Raw genomic sequence first — 18990 nt, 5'->3', positions numbered from 1 at the left:
CACTGTCCGGATCGCGTGGCCGGAACACGCCGCCCGGGCTCCCGGCGCGCACCCTCCGCACCGGTCCGGTGGGCGAGGGCCGGGGCTCGGACCGGGGGCGGTGGCGCCTGCCGGGCGTGGGAGACTTTGCGTCGTGAGTGCCAACGACCGCCCCTCGGGGCAGCAGCCGACAGCGACGTACGACTCCGCCTTCATGAAGGCGTGCAGGCGCGAGCCCGTGCCGCACACCCCGGTGTGGTTCATGCGGCAGGCAGGTCGCTCACTGCCCGAGTACCTCAAGGTGCGCGAGGGCATCCCGATGCTGGAGTCGTGCACGCGGCCCGAGCTGGTCGCGGAGATCACCCTGCAGCCGGTCCGCCGGCACGGCGTGGACGCGGCGGTCTACTTCAGCGACATCGTCGTCCCCCTGAAGGCCATCGGCGTCGACCTCGACATCAAGCCGGGCGTCGGCCCGGTCGTCGCCGACCCGATCCGCACCCGCGCCGACCTGGCCAAGCTGCGCGACCTGACCCCCGAGGACGTCTCGTACGTCACCGAGGCGATCGGGCTGCTGACGGCCGAGCTGGGCGAGACCCCGCTCATCGGCTTCGCGGGCGCGCCGTTCACCCTGGCGAGCTACCTCGTGGAGGGCGGCCCGTCCCGCAACCACGAGCACACCAAGGCGCTCATGTACGGCGACCCGCAGCTATGGGCGGACCTGCTCGACCGGCTCGCGGAGATCACCTCGGCCTTCCTCAAGGTCCAGATCGAGGCGGGCGCCTCGGCGGTCCAGCTCTTCGACTCCTGGGTCGGCGCCCTCGCCCCCGCCGACTACCGGCGTTCGGTGATGCCGGCCTCGGCCAAGGTGTTCCGGGCCGTCGAGGGGTACGGGGTCCCGCGCATCCACTTCGGCGTCGGCACCGGCGAGCTGCTCGGCCTGCTCGGCGAGGCGGGCGCGGACGTCGTCGGCGTCGACTGGCGGGTCCCGCTCGACGAGGCCGCCCGCCGCGTCGGCCCCGGCAAGGCACTCCAGGGCAACCTGGACCCCGCCGTCCTGTTCTCCTCGCCCGAGGCCGTCCGGGCCAAGACGCAGGAGGTCCTCGACGCCGCCGCCGGCCTGGAGGGGCACATCTTCAACCTCGGCCACGGCGTCCTGCCGACCACCGACCCGGACGCCCTGACCCGCCTCGTCGACGACGTCCACACCCGGACCGCCGGCTGAACGTCCTCGCCCACGCGTACGTATGTCTCCTCGACCGCACGCGACGCGACGAAGACGTGAGGAACAGGCGATGACCGACCGAGGTACTCCTCCGATGCACGCCCTGCCCGACGGCGAGGCGGAGATCGCCCTCGTGCTGCACCTGCCCTGGGAGGACGTCGCCGCGCTCGGCCAGGAGGCCGGGCGGCTCGCCGCCCGGATGCAGCGCCCGGTGACCCTGGACGAGGCCGTCAGCCACCGGCTGCGCTCCAGCAGGCCCGCCGCCCACGCGAAGCCGCCGGCCGCCCAGCCGCCCGCCGTCGCCTCCTCGGCGTCGGTGTCCTCGCTGCCTGCGAGGCCGCCGGGCGAGCAGGCCCGCCAGGCCATCGACCGGATCAACCAGACGGCGGGCGCCGGGCACGAGACGGCGTGACGGACGCGCTTCGGCGCCCCCTGTCACGCTCCACGCGCGCGTACCGCCGCCACCGCCTTGCGGGCCGCCACCAGGACGGGGTCCCACACGGGTGAGAACGGCGGCGCGTACCCCAGGTCCAGCGCCGTCATCTGCTCGACGGTCAGTCCCGCGGTGAGGGCCACCGCGGCGATGTCGACGCGCTTGGCGGCACCCTCGCGGCCGACGATCTGCACGCCAAGCAGCCGCCCCGTGCGGTGCTCGGCCAGCATCTTGACCGTCATCGGGGCGGCCCCGGGGTAGTAGCCGGCGCGGCTCGTCGACTCGATGGTCACGGCCTCGAACCGCAGACCCGCCCGGTGCGCGTCCTTCTCGCGCAGCCCGGTCCGGGCGATCTCCAGCGCGCAGACCTTGCTCACCGCCGTGCCGACGACGCCCGGGAACGTGGCGTAGCCGCCGCCGGCGTTGGAGCCGATGACCTGGCCGTGCTTGTTGGCGTGCGTGCCCAGCGCGATGTGCCGCTCGCGCCCCGACACCAGGTCGAGGACCTCGACGCAGTCCCCGCCCGCCCAGATGTTCTCGTGCCCGCGCACCCGCATCGCCAGGTCGGTGAGCAGCCCCCCGTGCTCGCCCAGCGGCAGCCCCGCGGCCCGCGCGAGGGCCGTCTCGGGGCGCACCCCGATGCCCAGGACGACGACGTCGGCGGGGTATTCGGCGTCCCGGGTGGCGACCGCGCGGACGCTGCCGTCGTCGCCCGTGCGGATCTCCGTGACCGCGGAGTCGTTCACCATGGTGATGCCCATGCCCTCCATGGCGTGGTGCACGAGACGCCCCATGTCCGGGTCGAGGGTGGCCATCGGCTCCTCGCCGCGGTTGACCACCGTCACCTCGTACCCCCGGTTGATCAGCGCCTCGGCCATCTCCACGCCGATGTAGCCGGCCCCGACGACGACGGCTCGGCGGCCCCGGGTGGTGCTCAGGGTGTCCAGGAGGGCCTGCCCGTCGTCCAGGGTCTGCACCCCGTGCACCCCGGGGGCGTCGACGCCGGGCAGGTCCGGCCGGACGGGGCGGGCACCGGTCGCGAGCACGAGCTTGTCGTACGGCGTCCACGCCTCGGCGCCCGACTCGAGGTCACGGGAGCGGACACGGCCGCCCGCGACGTCGATCTCCGTGACCTCCGTACGCATCCGCAGGTCGATGTCGCGGGCGCGGTGCTCCTCGGGGGTCCGCGCGATCAGCAGGTCCCGCTCGGCGACGTCCCCGCCGACCCAGTACGGGATGCCGCAGGCGGAGAAGGAGGTGAAGTGGCCGCGCTCGAAGGCCACGATCTCCAGTTCGCCGGGGCCGCGCAGCCGGCGTGCCTGGGACGCGGCGGACATGCCCGCCGCGTCCCCGCCGACCACGACCAGGCGCTCCCTCGCGCGCCCCCCGCTGCCGCCGTCGCCCGTACCACTGACCTCGCCCGTACCGCTCGCACCGATCACGCTCATACGAACACGCTACGGGGGCGCGGCATTTCAGTCCCCCAGGCCGCTTTCCTTCCGGCCGTCTTCCTCCCGGGCGCCGTCCTCCCGCCGTACGGGCGGCGCGACCGGGAGCGTGCCGGAGCGCCCGGGCGCAGCCGGGGCCGGGACGGGCGCCGTGACGGGACCGGGGGCGGGACGGCGGGGGAGCCGGGGGCGAACGAGACGCACCCACAGCAGCGCCAGCAGTGCCGCGAGGGCGGCGAAGGGAAGCATCGCGCCGAGCACCAGGGCGATCCAGCGCAGCATCGTCACGAAGGCGTCCCAGCCGCCCGCGAGCGCGTCCACGAAGCCCGGGCCGTCGTCCGTGTCCGCCTTCTTCACCGCCGTCTCCGACAGGGACAGCGTGATGGTGGCGAGGCCGGTGCGGTCCTTCAGGGCGGCCTGCCGGGCGAGCAGGGCCTCCAGGTCGGCCTGACGGGAACTCAACTCCCCCTCCAGGGTCACGACGTCACTGAGCTTGGTCGCCCGGTCCATCAGCTCGCGGATGCGGGCGACGCTGGCGCGCTGCGACCTGACGCGGCTGTCGACGTCGACGACCTGGTCGGTGACGTCCGTCGCCTTGGCCCTCTGTTCCAGGACCTCCCCGGTGCCCTGGAGGCCGCCCAGCACGTCGTCGTACGCGTCCGTGGGCACGCGCAGGACGACGCGGGTGCGTTCGCGGCCCTTCCCGTCGCGGGTGGTGGTCTCGTTCCCGACGAAGCCGCCCGCCGTCTCCGCGGTGGTGCGGGCCTCGGCGAGGGCCTTCGGCACGTCCTTGACCCGCACCGTCAGGGACGCGGTGCGGACGATGTGGGACGCGGCCGGCACCGGGCTCTCGGCGGACGCGCCGCCCTCGCTCGACTTGCCGTTGTCCGCGGCGCTGCCGGCGGCACCGGCGGCATCCCGCCGGGCGGCCGACGTGTCCCTCTTGTCGGAGGCGCTGTCCCCGCCGGCCGCGCCGCATCCCGCGAGCCCGAGCGTCGCGGCGAGGAGAGCGGCGGCCAGGACCTGGACCGGACGCGCCGGGCGCCCCGCGCGCGCGTGCCCGCGCCGTCGCCGTCGGGTGTGCTGTGTGCCCATGGTGCTCAAGGTGCTCATGCGGGAGTCCCCCGGGGGTGTGTCGTGACGGCTGTTGCTTCTTCGACGCCCGGCCGGGTCCCGGCGTTTGACGGGTTCGGTCCCGATCGGGTCACGTTGGGGACTCGGTGGGGCCACATGGCCCTGGCGGGACCGTCGGCGCCGTCTGAGAAGGTGGGGTCATGAGCGGATCACCCACGGGCGCCGGGCAGCACGTCGTCGTCATCGGAGCCGGCATCGCCGGCCTGGCCGCCGCGCACCGGCTGCTGGGCCTCGGAGCGCGGGTGACCGTGCTGGAGGCCTCGGACCGGGTCGGCGGCAAGCTGCTGCCCGGCGAGATCGCGGGCGCCCGCGTCGACCTCGGCGCGGAGTCGATGCTGGCCCGCCGCCCGGAGGCGGTCGGCCTCGCCCGTGAGGTGGGCATCGGCGGCCGGCTCCGGCCCCCGGCCACCGCGACGGCCTCGCTGTGGACCCGCGGCGCCCTGCGCCCCATGCCCAAGGGCCACGTCATGGGCGTACCCGGCACCGCCGCCGCACTGGGCGGGGTGCTCTCCGAGGAGGGCCTCGCCCGCATCGCGCGCGACGCGGAGCTGCCCCGCACGGAGGTCGGCGACGACGTGGCGGTCGGCGAGTACGTCGCGGCCCGCCTCGGCCGCGAGGTCGTCGACCGCCTGGTGGAGCCCCTGCTCGGCGGCGTGTACGCGGGCGACGCGTACCGCATCTCGATGCGCTCGGCGGTCCCGCAGCTGTTCCGGATCGCGCGGACGCACACCTCCCTCACCGAGGGCGTCCGGGAGATCCAGGCCACGGCCGCCACGGCCCAGCAGACGGGCCCGGTGTTCATGGGCATCGAGGGCGGGGTGGGCACCCTTCCGCTCGCGGTCGCCGAGTCGGTGCGGGCGCGCGGCGGGGACATCCTCACCGGGGCACCCGTCACCGAGCTGCGCCGGACGGCACCGGACGGCTGGCGGATCACCGCCGGGGACCGGGTCCTGCTCGCCGGGGCGGTCGTCGTCGCCGTGCCCGCACCGGCCGCCGTCCGCCTCCTGCGCGCCGAGGCTCCCGGTGCCGCGGCCGAGCTCGCCGGTGTCGAGTACGCCTCCATGGCACTGATCACGCTCGCCTACCGGCGCGCGGAGACCGGCCTCCTCGAAGGCAGCGGATTCCTGGTGCCGCCCGTGGACGGCCGCACCATCAAGGCGTCCACCTTCGCCTCCCGCAAGTGGGGCTGGATCGCCGAGGAGAACCCGGACCTGGTCGTCGTGCGGACCTCCGTCGGCCGGTACGGGGAGACGGAGATCCTCGGCCGTGACGACGACGGCCTCGTGGACGTGTCCCGGCACGACCTGAAGGCCGCCACCGGCCTGGACGCCACCCCGGTCGCGACCCGCGTCACCCGCTGGCAGGACGGCCTGCCCCAGTACCCCGTCGGCCACCACGCGCGCGTGGCCCGCGTCCGCGAGCACCTCGCCGCCCTCCCCGGGCTGGCCGTGTGCGGCGCGGCCTACGACGGCGTCGGCATCCCCGCGTGCATCGCCGGGGCGTACGCCGCCGCCGAACAGATCCACGGTGACCTCGGCGCCGTGCCGCGGCTCACCGCCGACCCGGTGCAAAGCCTCCACGGAGGAGCAGGAGAATAGGGACATGAGTGACCACGCCACCACCCCCGCGCCCGACCGGATCCCGAACAAGGGCAAGCTGGCCAAGGACCTCAACGAGGTCATCCGCTACACCCTCTGGTCCGTCTTCAAGCTGAAGGACGCGCTGCCCGAGGACCGCGCCGGTTACGCGGACGAGGTCCAGGAGCTCTTCGACCAGCTGACCGCCAAGGACGTGAAGATCCGCGGCACGTACGACGTCTCCGGGCTGCGCGCCGACGCCGACCTCATGATCTGGTGGCACGCCGAGAGCGCCGACCAGCTCCAGGAGGCGTACAACCTCTTCCGCCGCACCCGGCTGGGCCGCGCCCTGGAGCCGGTCTGGTCGAACATGGCGCTGCACCGGCCCGCCGAGTTCAACCGCGCGCACATCCCGGCGTTCCTCGCCGACGAGACGCCGCGCGACTACATCAGCGTGTACCCCTTCGTCCGCTCGTACGACTGGTACCTGCTGCCGGACGAGGACCGCCGCCGCATGCTCGCCGACCACGGCAAGCTGGCCCGTGGCTACCCGGACGTGCGGGCGAACACGGTCGCGGCGTTCGCGCTCGGGGACTACGAGTGGATGCTCGCCTTCGAGGCCGACGACCTGCACCGCATCGTCGACCTCATGCGCCATCTGCGCGCCTCCGAGGCCCGGATGCACGTCCGCGAGGAGGTCCCGTTCTACACGGGCCGCCGCAAGGACGTCAGCGAGCTCGTCGCGGGCCTCGCGTAGCACGCGGGCCTCGCGAAGCCGGCGCGGGCGCCTTCACCGGCGCCCGCCCCGCCCCGCCGTCCGTACGGGCGATGCCCGCACCGGCTCCGGTTCGGCGTGGGGCGCGCACCGGGCCTGCCGCGCCGGAAGCCGGCCCTCCAGGAGATACGCCTCCAGGTAGCCGTTGACGCACGGGTTCGACTCGCCGCCGATGCCGTGGGAACCGGCGGCCCGCTCCGTCACCAGGACCGAGCCCGACAGCCGCCGCCGCAGCTCCAGCGCCCCCTCGTACGGTGTCGCCGCGTCCCGCTCGGCCGCGAGGATCAGCGTGGGCGGCAGCGCGCCGGGCAGGGCGCGCACGTCGAGGGGCCGCTGCCGCGGCACGGGCCAGTAGGCGCACGGAAGATTCGCCCACACGTTGTCCCACGTCTCGAACGGCGCCACGCGCGCGAGGCGGGTGGCGTCGCGGTCCCAGGTGCGCCAGTGAGCCGGCCAGGGAGCGTCGTTGCACTCGACGGCCGTGTAGACGGCCTTCCCGTTCTCCTGTCCGGCGGCCGCCTCCGGGTGCGGACCGGCCTGCTCGACCAGTGGCTTCGGGTCACCCCTCAGATACGCGGACAGGGCGAGGGCCCGGTGCGGCCAGAGGTCGTCGGAGTACCCGGCGTCGAGGAACGCCGCCTGCAACTGCCCGGGCCCTACCGTGCCGCCCGCCGGCCGCCCGGCGAGCCGCGCCCGCGCCCAGTCGTAGGCACGCCCGACGGCCTGCGGGGTGGAGCCGAGCCCGTACACGCGGTCGTGCCGGGCGGTCCACGCGCGGAAGTCCGCCCAGCGGCCCTCGAACGCCGCCGACTGCGCGAGGTTGTCCCGGTACCAGACGGCCTCCGGGTCCGGGTTCACCACCGAGTCGAAGACCATCCGGCGCACGTGCGAGGGGAACAGGGTCGCGTAGAGCGCCCCGAAGTACGTCCCGTACGAGACACCCATGAACGTCAGCTTCCGCTCGCCGAGCGCCGCCCGCAGCACATCGAGGTCGCGGGCGTTGTTCAGGGACGAGTAGTGCCGCAGGGCGCCGCCCGAACGCCGGGCGCAGCCACGCGCGTACGCCTTCGCCCGGGCGATCCGCTTCTTCTTGTACGACGCGGAGGGGTGGACCGGCGCCGGTGCGGGCCCCTGGGGCCGGTCCCCGGGGGCGCGGCAGGACAGGGGCGCCGAGCGGCCGACCCCGCGCGGGGCGTAGCCGACCAGGTCGTAGGCCGCCGCGACGCGCCGCCACTCGGAGAGGTAGCCGAGGAGCGGGAAGTGCATGCCGGAGGTGCCGGGGCCGCCGGGGTTGTAGACCAGCGCGCCCTGACGCGCGGCCCCGCCCTTGCCGGTGGCCTCGATACGGCTGACGGTCAACTCGATGTGCCGGCCGTCGGGGTGGGCGTAGTCCAGGGGGACGGTGACCGTGCCGCACGTCAGGGTGGCCGGCATGTCCGGCTCGTCGGCGCAGCTGCCGAAGCGGATGCCGGCGGCCGCGGCACGCCCGGCGGCGACGGCCACACCGCGCGCCTCGGCGGCGCCGTCCGCCGGGAGGGGCGCGCCGTGCGCGGGACCGGCGACGAGGCCGGTCAGGAGCAGCAGCGCCCCGGCGGTTCCGTGGAGGACGGCGGCTCTCATCGGGGGTCCCTTCGGCGCACGTGCACGACAGAGGGGATGCTTGGATCACCGCCCGCCGAAGTAAAGCACCGCTCCGCGGATGTCGCGCCCCGCGCTTCCGTGCGCCCCTAGAACCCGCCCCGGCCGCCCCGTGCGGGGCCCCGTCCGGGCTGGTCGCGGTGCGCGAAGGCCGCGCGCAGTCCGGGCTCGCCGACCGCGCGGATACCCCGTACGGCGACGGTCGTGAGGTACGTACGGTCGTCGCCCGTGCCGCCGTTCGCGTCACCGTTCGCGTCGTCGGTGCCGTGGGGCCGGTGGGGGAGTGCGCCGAGCAGCCGCTGTCCGGCCGGGGACGCCCAGCTGGTGTACGGGTGCACCTCCACGCGCGCGATGGTGAGGCAGCTCAGCGCGAGGAGGAGCGGCAGCGCGAACCAGACGGCGATCATGACGCGCGGCTCGCTCGCCTGATCCGGCTTCAGCACCGCGACGGTGCCCAGGCCGAGGACGGCCACGGCGGCGGCGCGCACCTGACGGACGCACCCCTCGACACCGCCGCGGGCGCCGTCCGGTACGGCGAGTCCCGCGGCGACGAGACGGTCGGCGAGGGAGCGCACGGCGTCGGCGGCAGCGGCGGCCGCCCGTACGGGCGCGATCCGGGACTGCCCCTCCGGGCCGATGGCCCCTATGACGCAACGCTCCATGTCGTCGCGCCCGAGCGGGTCCACGACCGTGGCCCAGCCCGTGTGCGCGAGCAGCAGACGGCGCTGACGCGCCATCGACACCAGGGTCAGCTCGGCGACCCGGGTGGGTCCTCCGGACAGGAACGCCGCCTCGTACAGCGTCAGATCGTGACCGCGGCCCGCCTCCGAGGCACCCGCGTCGACGTCCGCCGCGCGAACCGCCGCCAGGCACAGGCGAATACAGGCGGTACCGGCCACGGCCCAGGCCAGGATGAGGAGCAGCACCCAGAGCATGACGTTTTTCTATGCGAAGACGTTCGAAAGGCGCCACAGCTTGTTCACTATGTGGACAGAGCGTGGGCGGTACGTGACGTTCCACGCCGTTTCGGCCGAGTGTGCCGGTGGCGGGCGGCCGTTGAGGACGGGGACCGGTCAGCGGTGCGGCAGAACCCTGCGGGCGGCACGGGCCAGCCGGGCACCGGGACGCCGGTGACGGGGCGCGGGCCCGGACCGGTCCAGCCACCACTCCCGCAGCCGCCGGCGGGCGTCCGCGTCGCCCAGTCGTCCGGCGGGCAGCAGCTGTTCGGCGAAGTCCAGCGCGTCGCGCCGGTAGCCGCCGGTCATCGGACGGCCCTGCGCGTACGCGAGGAACGCGGGCCGGTACCCGGACCCGAGGATGTCCGGCAGCTCCGGGGCCACCTTCGCCACGACGTCCGCCCGCTTGGCGGCGAGGGCGCGCGCCTGCACCCCGAGCCGCGCCCGGTCGAACCCCTCCGGTGCGGGGGTGCCGGCGACCAGCGCGGACAGCAGCGCGGCCTGAGCGAGCGCGAGCCGCTGCCGCGCGGGCTCGGGCGCCGCGCACGTGGTGTCACGCCATTCCGGAGCCCCGGCCGGCGCCGAAGCCCGCTCCGGACCCCTCACGGCCCCCGCGACCGTCTCCCGTATCGCGTCCAGCTCCCGTTCCAGTTCCGCGGGCTCGGGGAAGTTCTCGTCGCGTTCGAGGAGGACACCGGGCGGGGCCGTCCGGGAGGCGAGGTGGGCGAGGATGTCGAGGACGGGCCGGGGCACGGGGTGGGCGTGGCTGTCGTGCCAGACGCCGTCCCGTTCGAAGCCGCCCGCGACATGGACGTACGCGATGGCCTCGACGGGGAGTTCACGGAGGGCTTCGGCCGGGTCCTCGCCCCGGTTGACGTGGTTGGTGTGCAGGTTGGCCACGTCGATCAGCAGCCGTACGCCGGTGCGGTCCACCAGGTCGTACAGGAACTGTCCCTCCGTCATCTCCTCGCCGGGCCAGGAGATGAGCGCGGCGATGTTCTCCAGCGCGAGCGGCACGGGAAGCGCGTCCTGCGCGATGCGGACGTTCTCGCAGAGCACGTCCAGCGCGTCCCGGGTCCGCGGAACGGGCAGCAGGTGCCCGGCCTCCAGCACCGGGGACGCGGTCAGCGGGCCACCGGCGCGTACGAACGCGATGTGCTCGCTGACGAGGGGCGAGCCCAGCGCCCCGGCCCGCTCGGCGAGTGCGGCCAGCCGCCCCTCGTCGGGACGGTCGGCGCCGCCGAGGCCCAGGGAGACCCCGTGCGGCACGACGGTGACGCCGCGCTCGCGCAGCCGCACCAGCGACTCGGGCAGATGCCCGGGACACACGTTCTCCGCGACGGCCTCGACCCAGTCGATCCCGGGCATCCGCTCCACGGCCTCGGCGATCTCCGGCCGCCACCCGATCCCGGTCCCCAGCACCACCGGCGCCCCGACCGCCACGGCCGCCCCCCGCACCCCTGCTCGCGTCATCGTCCCCGCCCCCTCACTCGTCCCCCGGCCGCTCCCGCCGCCCACCCACGACGACACCCCGACGACCCGGCGTGCCGGTGTCATGGCCCCACCCACACCGGCCCAACCCCACCCCGAGGACGTTCAGAGCAACATTTGAGCTTCGGCGGAACTCGCGCGCCCGCCTCTTGCGCTCCGGTCCGTCCGTAGGGTGTGCCGATGCCGCGGGGCTGATCACGAGCCGGCCGTGGGCGAGACGGACGAACGGCATGGGGGTGTGGCCGCGGACCACGGCGTCGCGGAGGAGGCCGAGGGAACCGCTTCGGCGCGAGGGGCGAAAGGCAGGTGAAGGCCCAAGTGTTCGAGCATCGTCCCCTGGACGAGAGGAGCCCCGATGACCGTCGGACCAGGCGTCGGCAACGGCACCGCGCGTGCCGATGCCGAGAGCGACGCCTCAGTGATCGCGCGGTCCCGGGATGAGCCCGAGGCGTTCGCCGCGCTCTTCGACCGGCACGCCGACGCCGTGCACCGCTATGCGGCCCGCCGCCTCGGCGGCGAGGTCGCCGATGACCTCGTGGCGGAGACCTTCACCACCGCATTCCAGCAGCGGCATCGCTACGATCCGGCCCGGGGCGCGGGCGTCGACGCCCGGCCCTGGCTGTTCGGCATAGCGACCAACCTGGTCGGTCGGCATCGGCGGGCCGAGGCCCGCCGGTTCAAGGCCATGGCCCGGGTCCCGGCCCCCGCCGACCACGACGAGCCGCTGGCCGACCGGGCCGCGGACCGGGTGGTGGCGCGGGCCGTACGCCGCGAGCTGGCGGCGGCGCTGGCCGCGCTGCCGGCTCGGCATCGGGACGTGCTCCTGCTGGTGGCCTGGGCGGATCACAGCTACGAGGAGGCGGCCGAGGCCCTCGGTATCCCCGTGGGCACGGTCAGATCACGGCTGCACCGGGCTCGCGGCAAACTGCGCGAAACATTGGGCGGATCCAATCCGACGGCACTGCGAGAGGTATCCGGCCATGAATGACGAACTCGAACTTCTGAGGGAGTGGGACGCGGACGCGGCCCCGCTCACCGGTCCGGCCCGGGACCGGGCCCGGCACCGGCTGCTCAACGCGATGGCCCACGCGGACCAGCGCACCGGCACCGGCCCCAGCCGCCGCCATGCACTGCGCCTCGCGGCGGCCGCGGCGGTCGCCACGGCGGTCACGGGGACGGCCGTGCTGATCGGCACGGACGGCTCCGGCGAGGGCGGCGCGCAGGGCACGAGCACCCCGCGGGTGGAGAACGCCGCCGCGACGGTGCTGAACGGGGCGGCGGCGTGGGAGCGCAAGCAGGAGAAGGAACCGGTGGCGCCGCGCGACGACCAGTTCATCTACTCGAAGCGGATCATCAAGGAGACGGAGCAGAAGACCGGCGAGGTCAAGACCTACACCGACGAGATGTGGGATTCGGTGGACGTCTCGAAGCGCTCCTTGTCCATGGAACTGGGCCGCGAGATGTGGGAGGAGCCCGCGGGCAAGGGCGGCGGGGTGTGGCCGCCCCGGAAGTGGAGCGAGCTGAAGAAGCTGCCCCAAGACCCGGAGAAGCTCATCTTCGCCATCATCTCCTTCGGCTCCCTAGGAGGTTCCGACGACCGGTCGATCAGCGATCTCGACAAGCCCGACCGGTACGAGGCCTACTGGCTGCTCGGTGAACTCCTGAAGAACCCGGCGCTGCCCGGGGGACTGCGCCCCGCGGCGTACGAGGCGCTGGCCCTCGTGCCCGGCGTCAAGACGATCCCGGGAGTGAAGGACTCCGCCGGGCGGACCGGGGTGGGGATCGCCTCCACCGAGCGCGGGTCCTACAAAACCAGGTACCTGATCTTCGACCCGGAGTCGTACGCATTCCTGGGCTTCCGCGACGAGCGGGTCTCGGCCTCCGGGAAGAAGAAGTACGTCCAGCTGTCGCACGTGGTGGACTGGGGGATCGTCGACCGGGTGAGGCAGCGCCCGTAGACCGCAGTCCCCCGGGGGGCCCGCGGGGCCGCCGGCGCCGGCAGACGGTCGCCGGCGGCCCTGAGGTGTGCCTCGGGGAGCCCGGCGTGCCGATGCCATGGCCCCACCCACACCGGCCCGACCCGACCCCGAGGACGTTTGAGCCTCACCCCGCACCCGCCGAAGGCCGCAACGCCAGGACGCGCTCCTGGCCCTCCTTGGTGCCCCAGCCGCAGAGGCGACTTGATTCCTGTCGAGCCGCCTTCACGAACTCTGGGAGCCTGCTGGCAGGCGGCTTCTGGCATGAGCGAATCTGGCGTCGGACCGTCGAGGAAGATGTCCGCATGGTCGATCACTCTCACGGTCTATCCCTCATGTCACTCGTGGACGAGGAGTGGGCATACACGCTCTGCGGTGGCACGGCAGCTACCGAGAGCTTCACCTTCGGGAACGCCACCGTGGGCATCGGCGATGCCGGGACACTGATCATCGTGGCAGCCGGAGACGCCCTCGACAGGAGCTGTGTGTGGAACGCTGATGAGGTCCGACTCCTCGGTCCTGCTCCGACGCCGGTACGGCAACGGCTCCTGAAGGAGCCTTGGGAACGCGGTACAAGCGAAGCGAAGTTGCCTGTACACCTGGCGGTGCGTACCCCGGAGGGTCTGCTGTATCTCGGCACCGGATCCGTGACCCGGGCCGGGACGGTCGTTCAGCCGGGCCGCAACGAACAGGTTCTCTCCGACTGCGCCCTTCGGCTTCGTTCGCCCTTGAGCAAGCCCGACTTGGCCCGCGTGCGTCCTGCTGCCCCTCCATCGGGCCTCCCGGACCTGGGGTGGCTCCGGCACCTGGACGGCCGGCGAGGCAGTGCGCTCGAACAGTTCGTCACCGGCTGGTATCCCGCTGAGTCCGAGACCGTCGCGCCACCGTCGGCGCCGGTACCTCCCGTGGATCTGCCCGACGGATTGAGGCAGTTCTACCGGCTGGGACAGCACCGTCCACGCTGCCTGGGAGTGCAGAACCGAGTTCTTCCCCTCTCCAAGCTACATACCGATGCCATGGGGGAGATGCTTGTCTTCGGCGAAGAGAATCAGGGGTGCTTCTTGTGGTCGCTGCTGTGGACGCTCGAAGGCTCCGAAGCGGATCCGACCGTCTGGTTCAGTGAGGACGACGAACCGCTGATCGCTGAGCAGGAACCACTCAGTGGCTTCCTCATCCAGTTCTCGCTCTTCGAGGCGTCCATGGGCGCCGACTACGTGGCGTCGTCCTGTCGGCTCACCGCAGAGCAGGTCGACCGGCTCGCCGGGGCACTCCGTCCCGTGCCCTTGCGCCCCTTCTGGCCTGCGGCTCCCACGCGTTTCTACGTAGCTCCCGGACTTGTCCTGCATGTCACGGATGAAGGAAGCGGCAACAGGTTCAGCGCCTGGGCCGGCGCCACCCACCGCAGTGCTCTCGCCCCCTTGGCCGACCTGGTCGAGTGGGACCAGTTCGACGGCTGACCGTCTCCCCCGCGCCATCGAATCATCCCGGTGGGAGGCGGCCGGCCCGCGCTGCCGGGCCGCGTGCGGGTGACGCGGTGCCCACGGGTCGCCGGGGTGGCGTGCCGTGGGCAGGGGAGGGCGGAGGAGCCCTACCGCAGTGCCGGGTGGTCCGCGATCACCGTGCAGGAGCCCGGGGCGATCTCCGTGAAGCCGGCGTCGCGGACCACGGGGAGGCCGCTGGTGGTGAGGTGGGTCCAGTGGGACGGGGTGGGGGTGCGGACGGCGAGGGGGAAGCCGGCGTCGCGCCAGGCTGTGCGCTGCTCGTCCGAGAGCTCCCACCAGGCGAGCTGGGCGCCGTGGCCCGCCTGGGCCATCGCCTTGCCCGCCGACATCTCCAGGTCCGGGCTCATCCACAGGACCGGTGCCGCGGGGTCGGCGTCCGCCGGAGGTTCGGGGTCGTCCAGTTCGGTTCCGGAGACCTGGAGCTTGGCCAGGTCCTTGGGCCAGCCGTCCAGCGGGACGGGCGGGAAGACGCGCACCTCGGCGGACTTGCCCGTGACCGTGATGCCGTCCAGCGTCTCCGCCCGCCGCCACTCCGCGCCGCGCGCCCGCCGCACCACCTTGCGGATGCGGGCGTCCTGCCAGTCGCGGACGGCCTGCGCCCACTCGCCCTCGCTGTGCGCGCGCTCGTCGCTCAGGAGCGTCAGCACCGCGCGGGCCGCCGTCTCCAGCGCGTCGGTACGGGGCGGAGGAGCACTCTTCTCTATGCGCACGACCAGCGGCAGCACGAACTGCGGGGCCTCGTCGCGCGGGGAGGACTCGGAACGGAAGGGGCCGTCGCCGGCGGCCTGGTAGGCCGGGATGGGATCACTGCTCACGGCCTTCAGTCTGCCAGGCGGGACAGCCGCCGCCTCGGGCGCGTCAGCCCGAGCAGGCGCCGCGCCCCGCTTCCTGCCACGCGCAGACGGGGCAGAGCGTGATGCCCCTGTACGACTCCGGGTACTCCGTCGGCTCCCGGCACAGGACGCATTCGGCGAAGGGCTCGCCGTCCGTCGCGGGAGCCGGGGGTGGCTCCGGGGCGGGGGCGGAGGCGCAGTAGTCGTCGGTCACGCCTTCAGCGTAGGCCTCACCGGGGCCGTGACGCCGCCGACCGGATCAGCTCGGATACCTTCACGAAGCGGAAGCCCCGTTTCCGTAGCTCCGGGACGACCGTCCGTACCGCCCGCTCCGTGACCGGGGCCGCGCTGCGGGTGCAGTGCATGACCACCACCGACCCCGGCTTCACCCCGTCGAGCACCTGCCGGGCCACGGCGTCAGCGTCCGTCGCGAACGCGTCGCCGCTGACCACGTCCCACTGCACGGCCGTGACACCCGCCGCGCCGAGCGTGCGCAGCGCCCGGTCGTCGTAACAGCCTCCGGGGAAACGGAAGTACGGCATCGGATCGGGTACCCCGGCCCTGCGGAACGCGGCCCAGGCCCGGTTCACGTCCGACGCCAGCCGGTCCTCGGACATGGTCGGCAGGCCGTAGCAGTCGTCGGTGAAGGCGTAGTGGCTGTACGAGTGGTTGCCGACCTCGAACAGGGGGTCCCGCCCGATGGCACGGGCCTGGCGCGGATACTGGTCCGCCCACCTCCCCGTCATGAACACGGTGGCCGGCACCTTGAGAGCGCGCAGTGCGGCGATCAGCGCGGGGTTGTCGAAGTGTTCTCCGGACGCCGCCCGCGGCCCTTCGTCGGCGGTCATGTCCGCGTCGAAGGTGAGTGCGACCGTCCTCCCCGCCGCACGCGGGCCGTTCGCGAAGACGGGGGTCAGGCCGGCGGGGCCCGGCGCGACGGTGGGCGGCCGTGACCGGGTGGGGACGGGGGTCGCGGAGTGACCTGGGCGCGGAGCGCGCAGAGCGGTGTCGGGGGAGCCGCACGCGGTGAGCGCGGCGGCTCCCAGGACGCCCAGGGTGCAGACGGCGACGGCACGTCGTACAGGAGTGATCACCGGATGAACGTATAGGGGTAAATGTGACTATTCGCCCATGGGTGCCGCGTGCCGTGCCGATGCGGCGGTCACATCACCCGCCCGGCGGCCAGGTGGCCGTACCCACGCCCGCTCCGGACCGTACGGACCGGAGCGGGCGGCCGCCTCCCGCCGCCCGCGCTCACGTCACCTGCGCCACGGCCCCGTCACGGCGAACGTCGTGCCCGGTGTGTAGCAGTTCACGAACATCGTGTCGCCGTCAGGGGAGAAGGTGACACCCGCGAACTCGCCCCACTCCGGGGCCTCGGGGGTGCCGATGTTCTGGGCGCCGCGGGCCATCGCGTAGACCTCGCCGCGGCGGGTGACGCCGAAGACGTGCTGGGCGCCGTTGCCGTCCTCGCAGACCATCAGGCCGCCGCTGGGGGCGATGCAGATGTTGTCCGGGGACTCGCCGGGCAGCTGGACGTCGGTGTCGGGGCCGAAGACGATGACCAGGGTCAGCCGGCGCTCCGAGGGGTCGTACCGCCAGATCTGGCCGAAGTGGTCGGCGGCCGAGCCCTGCGAGCTGTGCGCGAACGACGAGACGAAGTACACGCAGGCGCCGCCCCAGTAGCAGCCCTCCAGCTTCTGGGCGTGCGTGATGCCCTTCGGGCCGAAGTCCTGGAAGCGGATGGGTGTTTCGGCGGCGAGCGGGTCGGGGACGTCCACCCACTCGATGCGGTCGAACGTCGCGCCGGTCTCCTGGATGGTGGAGAGGTCGGGTACGCCGGGAACGCGCATCGCCTGGAGTCTGCCTCCCGCGCGCAGCGAACCGACGCCTCCGAGCGGCTTCTCGGGCTGGAAGCGGTAGAACAGGCCGAAGGGCTTGTCGAAGGCGTCCTCCGTCTCGTAGACGGTGCCGCGCTTCGGGTCGACGGCGATCGCCTCGTGCTGGAAGCGGCCCATCGCGGTGAGCGGTACGGCGCTGGTGCGGCGCGGGTCGACCGGATCGACCTCGAAGATGAAGCCGTGATCCTTGGTGTAGCCGTTCGTGCCGGCCCTGTCCTCGGTCTCCTCGCAGGTCAGCCAGGTTCCCCAAGGGGTGTGGCCGCCCGCGCAGTTGACCGCCGTACCGGCGATCGCGACATGCTCGGAGAGCACCCGGTTGTGGCGGTCGAGCGTCAGCGCCGTACAGCCGCCCTTGCCCATCGGGTCGTAGGTGATGCCCTCGACCGTGGGGACCGGGACGCGGCCGTCGGCGCGGTTCTCGTGGTTGCGGACCAGGTGGACGCGGCCGTGGTGGCCCGCGAAGGCCGACATGCCGTCGTGGTTGCTCGGAACCGGTCCCTCGCCGGAACGCAGCTGGTCCCCCTCGCGGGACAGGACCCGGTAGCGGAAACCTTTCGGCAGGTCGAGCAGGCCGTCCGGGTCGGGGATCAGGGGGCCGTAACCGCTGTGGCCCAGGCCCTGTGCGGCGGCGGTACCGGCGAAGAGCTCGGAGAGGTTTCCGGCGAAGGCGATCGAGGCGCCCAGGGCGCCCGTACGCGCGAGGACCTGACGTCGTGTTGCTGACATGGGGCAACCTTCCTGCTGGCGGACAGGATGTGACCCCGCTGTGTGTATCACGCGGTGCGGGTGGCGGGAACCACGCGTGTCGCGTGCGTCGCTCGTGTCACGCGTCGCGGCCGGGGGTGTGGCGCGTGGCTCCGTGCGGGGGAGGCGCGGGGGCGGCGCCGGGGGCCGCCGGGCCGGATTCCCCGGGCCCGGTTCCCCGGCCGGCTTGCGGGGCGGCTCCCGGGGCGGCGGCTTCCGGGCCGGTGGCGGGTGCGGTGTCCGCGTCCGCCTCCGTGGCCGGGAGGAACGCCGCCTCGGCGTGCGTCAGCAGGGCGGTCAGGTCGGAGACGGGCAGGCCGGTGGTCTCCTCGGAGGCGGCGGCCGGCGGGGTGGCCGGTGCGGCTTCCCGGCCCTCGTCGGCGAAACCCAGGACCTGCGGCGCCGAGGGCGCCGACGGGTCCACCGGCCGCGACTCCGGAGCCGGCGCCCCCTGCTGCGGTGCCGGAGCCGCCTGCGGTGCCGCCGGTGCCGTGCCCACCGCCGGGGGCGCCCCCGTCTGCGCCCGCTCCAGGAACCGCAGCAGTTCCACCGGGAACGGCAGGACCAGCGTCGAGTTCTTCTCGGCGGCCACCGCCACCACGGTCTGCAGCAGGCGCAGTTGCAGCGCCGCGGGCTGCTCCGCCATCACCCCGGCGGCCTGGGCGAGCTTCTTGGACGCCTGCAGCTCACCGTCCGCGTTGATGACGCGCGCCCGGCGCTCGCGGTCGGCCTCGGCCTGGCGGGCCATGGACCGCTTCATCGTCTCGGGCAGCGACACGTCCTTGATCTCGACGCGGTCGATCTGCACGCCCCAGCCCACGGCGGGGCTGTCGATCATCAGCTCCAGCCCCTGGTTGAGCTTCTCGCGGTCCGAGAGCAGATCGTCGAGGTCGCTCTTGCCGATGATCGAACGCAGCGACGTCTGCGCCATCTGCGAGACCGCGAAGCGGTAGTCCTCGACCTCGACGAGCGCGTTCGAGGCGTCGACCACCTTGAAGTAGACGACCGCGTCAACCCGCACCGTCACGTTGTCCCGGGTGATGCCCTCCTGCGCGGGCACCGGCATCGTGACGATCTGCATGTTGACCTTGCGCAGCTTCTCCACGCCGGGGATCACCATGGTGAACCCGGGTCCGCGGACGTCACCGGCCAGCCGTCCGAGCCGGAAGACCACACCCCGCTCGTACTGCTTGACGACCCGGGCGGCCGAAGCGACGTACACGAGCCCGGCGGAACCGACCGCCACCGCCGCGACCACGAGTTCCTGGAGCATGACGACCCCTTCCGAGGCGCCGCGCGCATACGACACCGCCGCCGCAGCCGCGTACGTCACTGCTGCCACGATATGCCCGTTCCGGGCCGGTGGTCGAGACGGCCGCGG

Annotated in this window: 17 protein-coding genes and 1 pseudogene; 7 read left to right on the top strand and 11 right to left on the bottom strand. The window is 73.6% G+C overall.

The annotated features are described in order from the left end of the window. Positions 1–133: 133 nt before the first annotated feature. Both hemE and ACFY93_RS06105 read left to right on the top strand, forming a co-directional pair. On the top strand, positions 134–1201 hold the full coding sequence (gene hemE, locus ACFY93_RS06110; RefSeq protein WP_391353977.1) for a uroporphyrinogen decarboxylase: 1068 nt from the start codon (positions 134–136) through the stop codon (positions 1199–1201). A 70-nt stretch (positions 1202–1271) separates the two neighbouring features. Further along, positions 1272–1613, top strand: coding sequence for a hypothetical protein (locus ACFY93_RS06105; RefSeq protein WP_391353975.1), 342 nt, complete (start codon positions 1272–1274; stop codon positions 1611–1613). 23 nt (positions 1614–1636) lie between these two features. Here the strand turns inward: ACFY93_RS06105 and ACFY93_RS06100 are convergent, their stop codons facing one another. Continuing rightward, on the bottom strand, positions 1637–3082 hold the full coding sequence (locus ACFY93_RS06100) for an FAD-dependent oxidoreductase (RefSeq protein ID WP_391353973.1): 1446 nt from the start codon (positions 3080–3082) through the stop codon (positions 1637–1639). A 27-nt stretch (positions 3083–3109) separates the two neighbouring features. Next, a complete protein-coding gene (locus ACFY93_RS06095) occupies positions 3110–4195 on the bottom strand; it encodes a DUF4349 domain-containing protein (RefSeq protein WP_391353972.1) in 1086 nt (361 codons plus the stop codon). 161 nt (positions 4196–4356) lie between these two features. Here ACFY93_RS06095 and hemG point away from each other — a divergent pair, with 161 nt between their 5' ends. Both hemG and hemQ read left to right on the top strand, forming a co-directional pair. Further along, positions 4357–5814 carry a protoporphyrinogen oxidase gene (gene hemG / locus ACFY93_RS06090; RefSeq protein WP_391353971.1) on the top strand — a complete coding sequence of 486 codons (1458 nt, stop codon included), beginning with the start codon at positions 4357–4359 and terminating at the stop codon, positions 5812–5814. Between the two features lie 4 nt (positions 5815–5818). Beyond that, positions 5819–6550, top strand: coding sequence for a hydrogen peroxide-dependent heme synthase (gene hemQ, locus ACFY93_RS06085; protein ID WP_391353970.1), 732 nt, complete (start codon positions 5819–5821; stop codon positions 6548–6550). A 33-nt stretch (positions 6551–6583) separates the two neighbouring features. Here the strand turns inward: hemQ and ACFY93_RS06080 are convergent, their stop codons facing one another. From ACFY93_RS06080 to ACFY93_RS06065, 4 genes and pseudogenes are all read right to left on the bottom strand, one after another. After that, positions 6584–8188: an alpha/beta fold hydrolase gene (locus tag ACFY93_RS06080; protein WP_391353968.1), complete on the bottom strand. Its 1605-nt coding sequence runs from the start codon at positions 8186–8188 to the stop codon at positions 6584–6586. Between the two features lie 107 nt (positions 8189–8295). Next, positions 8296–9141 carry a TIGR04222 domain-containing membrane protein gene (locus ACFY93_RS06075; RefSeq protein ID WP_391353966.1) on the bottom strand — a complete coding sequence of 282 codons (846 nt, stop codon included), beginning with the start codon at positions 9139–9141 and terminating at the stop codon, positions 8296–8298. Between the two features lie 138 nt (positions 9142–9279). Beyond that, entirely contained in the window at positions 9280–10635 is a 1356-nt protein-coding gene (locus ACFY93_RS06070) for a DUF692 family multinuclear iron-containing protein (protein WP_391353965.1), read from the bottom strand. A gap of 161 nt (positions 10636–10796) precedes the next feature. After that, positions 10797–10906 (bottom strand): annotated as a pseudogene (locus tag ACFY93_RS06065) (metallophosphoesterase); the annotation flags it as partial. A gap of 102 nt (positions 10907–11008) precedes the next feature. On the opposite strand from ACFY93_RS06065, the gene ACFY93_RS06060 reads away from it, so the two are divergent. The 3 genes from ACFY93_RS06060 (at position 11009) to ACFY93_RS06050 (ending at position 14086) form a co-directional block, all read left to right on the top strand. Beyond that, entirely contained in the window at positions 11009–11641 is a 633-nt protein-coding gene (locus tag ACFY93_RS06060; protein ID WP_391353964.1) for a sigma-70 family RNA polymerase sigma factor, read from the top strand. After that, the gene (locus ACFY93_RS06055) at positions 11634–12611 is read left to right on the top strand and encodes a CU044_5270 family protein (protein ID WP_391353962.1); all 978 of its coding nucleotides are present in this window, start codon (positions 11634–11636) and stop codon (positions 12609–12611) included. Before ACFY93_RS06060 ends, ACFY93_RS06055 begins: the two co-directional genes overlap by 8 nt. A gap of 362 nt (positions 12612–12973) precedes the next feature. Further along, positions 12974–14086 (top strand): hypothetical protein, encoded by a 1113-nt coding sequence (locus ACFY93_RS06050; protein ID WP_391353961.1) that lies wholly within the window; start codon positions 12974–12976, stop codon positions 14084–14086. A 131-nt stretch (positions 14087–14217) separates the two neighbouring features. On the opposite strand, the gene ACFY93_RS06045 is transcribed toward ACFY93_RS06050, so the two are convergent. The 5 genes from ACFY93_RS06045 to ACFY93_RS06025 form a co-directional block, all read right to left on the bottom strand. Then, the gene (locus tag ACFY93_RS06045) at positions 14218–14946 is read right to left on the bottom strand and encodes a peptidyl-tRNA hydrolase (RefSeq protein ID WP_391353960.1); all 729 of its coding nucleotides are present in this window, start codon (positions 14944–14946) and stop codon (positions 14218–14220) included. 43 nt (positions 14947–14989) lie between these two features. Next, positions 14990–15178: a hypothetical protein gene (locus ACFY93_RS06040; RefSeq protein ID WP_391353959.1), complete on the bottom strand. Its 189-nt coding sequence runs from the start codon at positions 15176–15178 to the stop codon at positions 14990–14992. A 16-nt stretch (positions 15179–15194) separates the two neighbouring features. Beyond that, on the bottom strand, positions 15195–16058 hold the full coding sequence (locus tag ACFY93_RS06035) for a polysaccharide deacetylase family protein (protein ID WP_391353957.1): 864 nt from the start codon (positions 16056–16058) through the stop codon (positions 15195–15197). Positions 16059–16223: 165 nt separating this feature from the next. After that, on the bottom strand, positions 16224–17591 hold the full coding sequence (locus tag ACFY93_RS06030; RefSeq protein ID WP_391353955.1) for an alkaline phosphatase PhoX: 1368 nt from the start codon (positions 17589–17591) through the stop codon (positions 16224–16226). Positions 17592–17688: 97 nt separating this feature from the next. Further along, positions 17689–18882, bottom strand: a complete 1194-nt coding sequence (locus ACFY93_RS06025; protein WP_391354152.1) for an SPFH domain-containing protein — start codon at positions 18880–18882, stop codon at positions 17689–17691. Positions 18883–18990: the final 108 nt, after the last annotated feature.

This window comes from Streptomyces sp. NPDC008313, from assembly GCF_042956125.1.
Taxonomy (GTDB): Bacteria; Actinomycetota; Actinomycetes; order Streptomycetales; family Streptomycetaceae; genus Streptomyces.
The sequence above is the reverse complement of the archived record's forward strand: the minus strand, read 5'-3'. Positions and strand labels throughout refer to the sequence as shown.

What these genes read in the sequence shown, in the direction of transcription:
- ACFY93_RS06060 (WP_391353964.1), top strand. Translation starts at nt 11,009, where the DNA reads ATGACCGTCGGACCAGGCGTCGGCAACGGCACCGCGCGTGCCGATGCC.
- hemQ (WP_391353970.1), top strand. Translation starts at nt 5,819, where the DNA reads ATGAGTGACCACGCCACCACCCCCGCGCCCGACCGGATCCCGAACAAG.
- ACFY93_RS06105 (WP_391353975.1), top strand. Translation starts at nt 1,272, where the DNA reads ATGACCGACCGAGGTACTCCTCCGATGCACGCCCTGCCCGACGGCGAG.
- ACFY93_RS06030 (WP_391353955.1), bottom strand. Translation starts at nt 17,591, where the DNA reads ATGTCAGCAACACGACGTCAGGTCCTCGCGCGTACGGGCGCCCTGGGC.
- ACFY93_RS06070 (WP_391353965.1), bottom strand. Translation starts at nt 10,635, where the DNA reads ATGACGCGAGCAGGGGTGCGGGGGGCGGCCGTGGCGGTCGGGGCGCCG.
- ACFY93_RS06075 (WP_391353966.1), bottom strand. Translation starts at nt 9,141, where the DNA reads ATGCTCTGGGTGCTGCTCCTCATCCTGGCCTGGGCCGTGGCCGGTACC.
- ACFY93_RS06095 (WP_391353972.1), bottom strand. Translation starts at nt 4,195, where the DNA reads ATGAGCACCTTGAGCACCATGGGCACACAGCACACCCGACGGCGACGG.
- ACFY93_RS06100 (WP_391353973.1), bottom strand. Translation starts at nt 3,082, where the DNA reads ATGAGCGTGATCGGTGCGAGCGGTACGGGCGAGGTCAGTGGTACGGGC.
- ACFY93_RS06055 (WP_391353962.1), top strand. Translation starts at nt 11,634, where the DNA reads ATGAATGACGAACTCGAACTTCTGAGGGAGTGGGACGCGGACGCGGCC.
- ACFY93_RS06025 (WP_391354152.1), bottom strand. Translation starts at nt 18,882, where the DNA reads ATGCTCCAGGAACTCGTGGTCGCGGCGGTGGCGGTCGGTTCCGCCGGG.
- ACFY93_RS06080 (WP_391353968.1), bottom strand. Translation starts at nt 8,188, where the DNA reads ATGAGAGCCGCCGTCCTCCACGGAACCGCCGGGGCGCTGCTGCTCCTG.
- hemG (WP_391353971.1), top strand. Translation starts at nt 4,357, where the DNA reads ATGAGCGGATCACCCACGGGCGCCGGGCAGCACGTCGTCGTCATCGGA.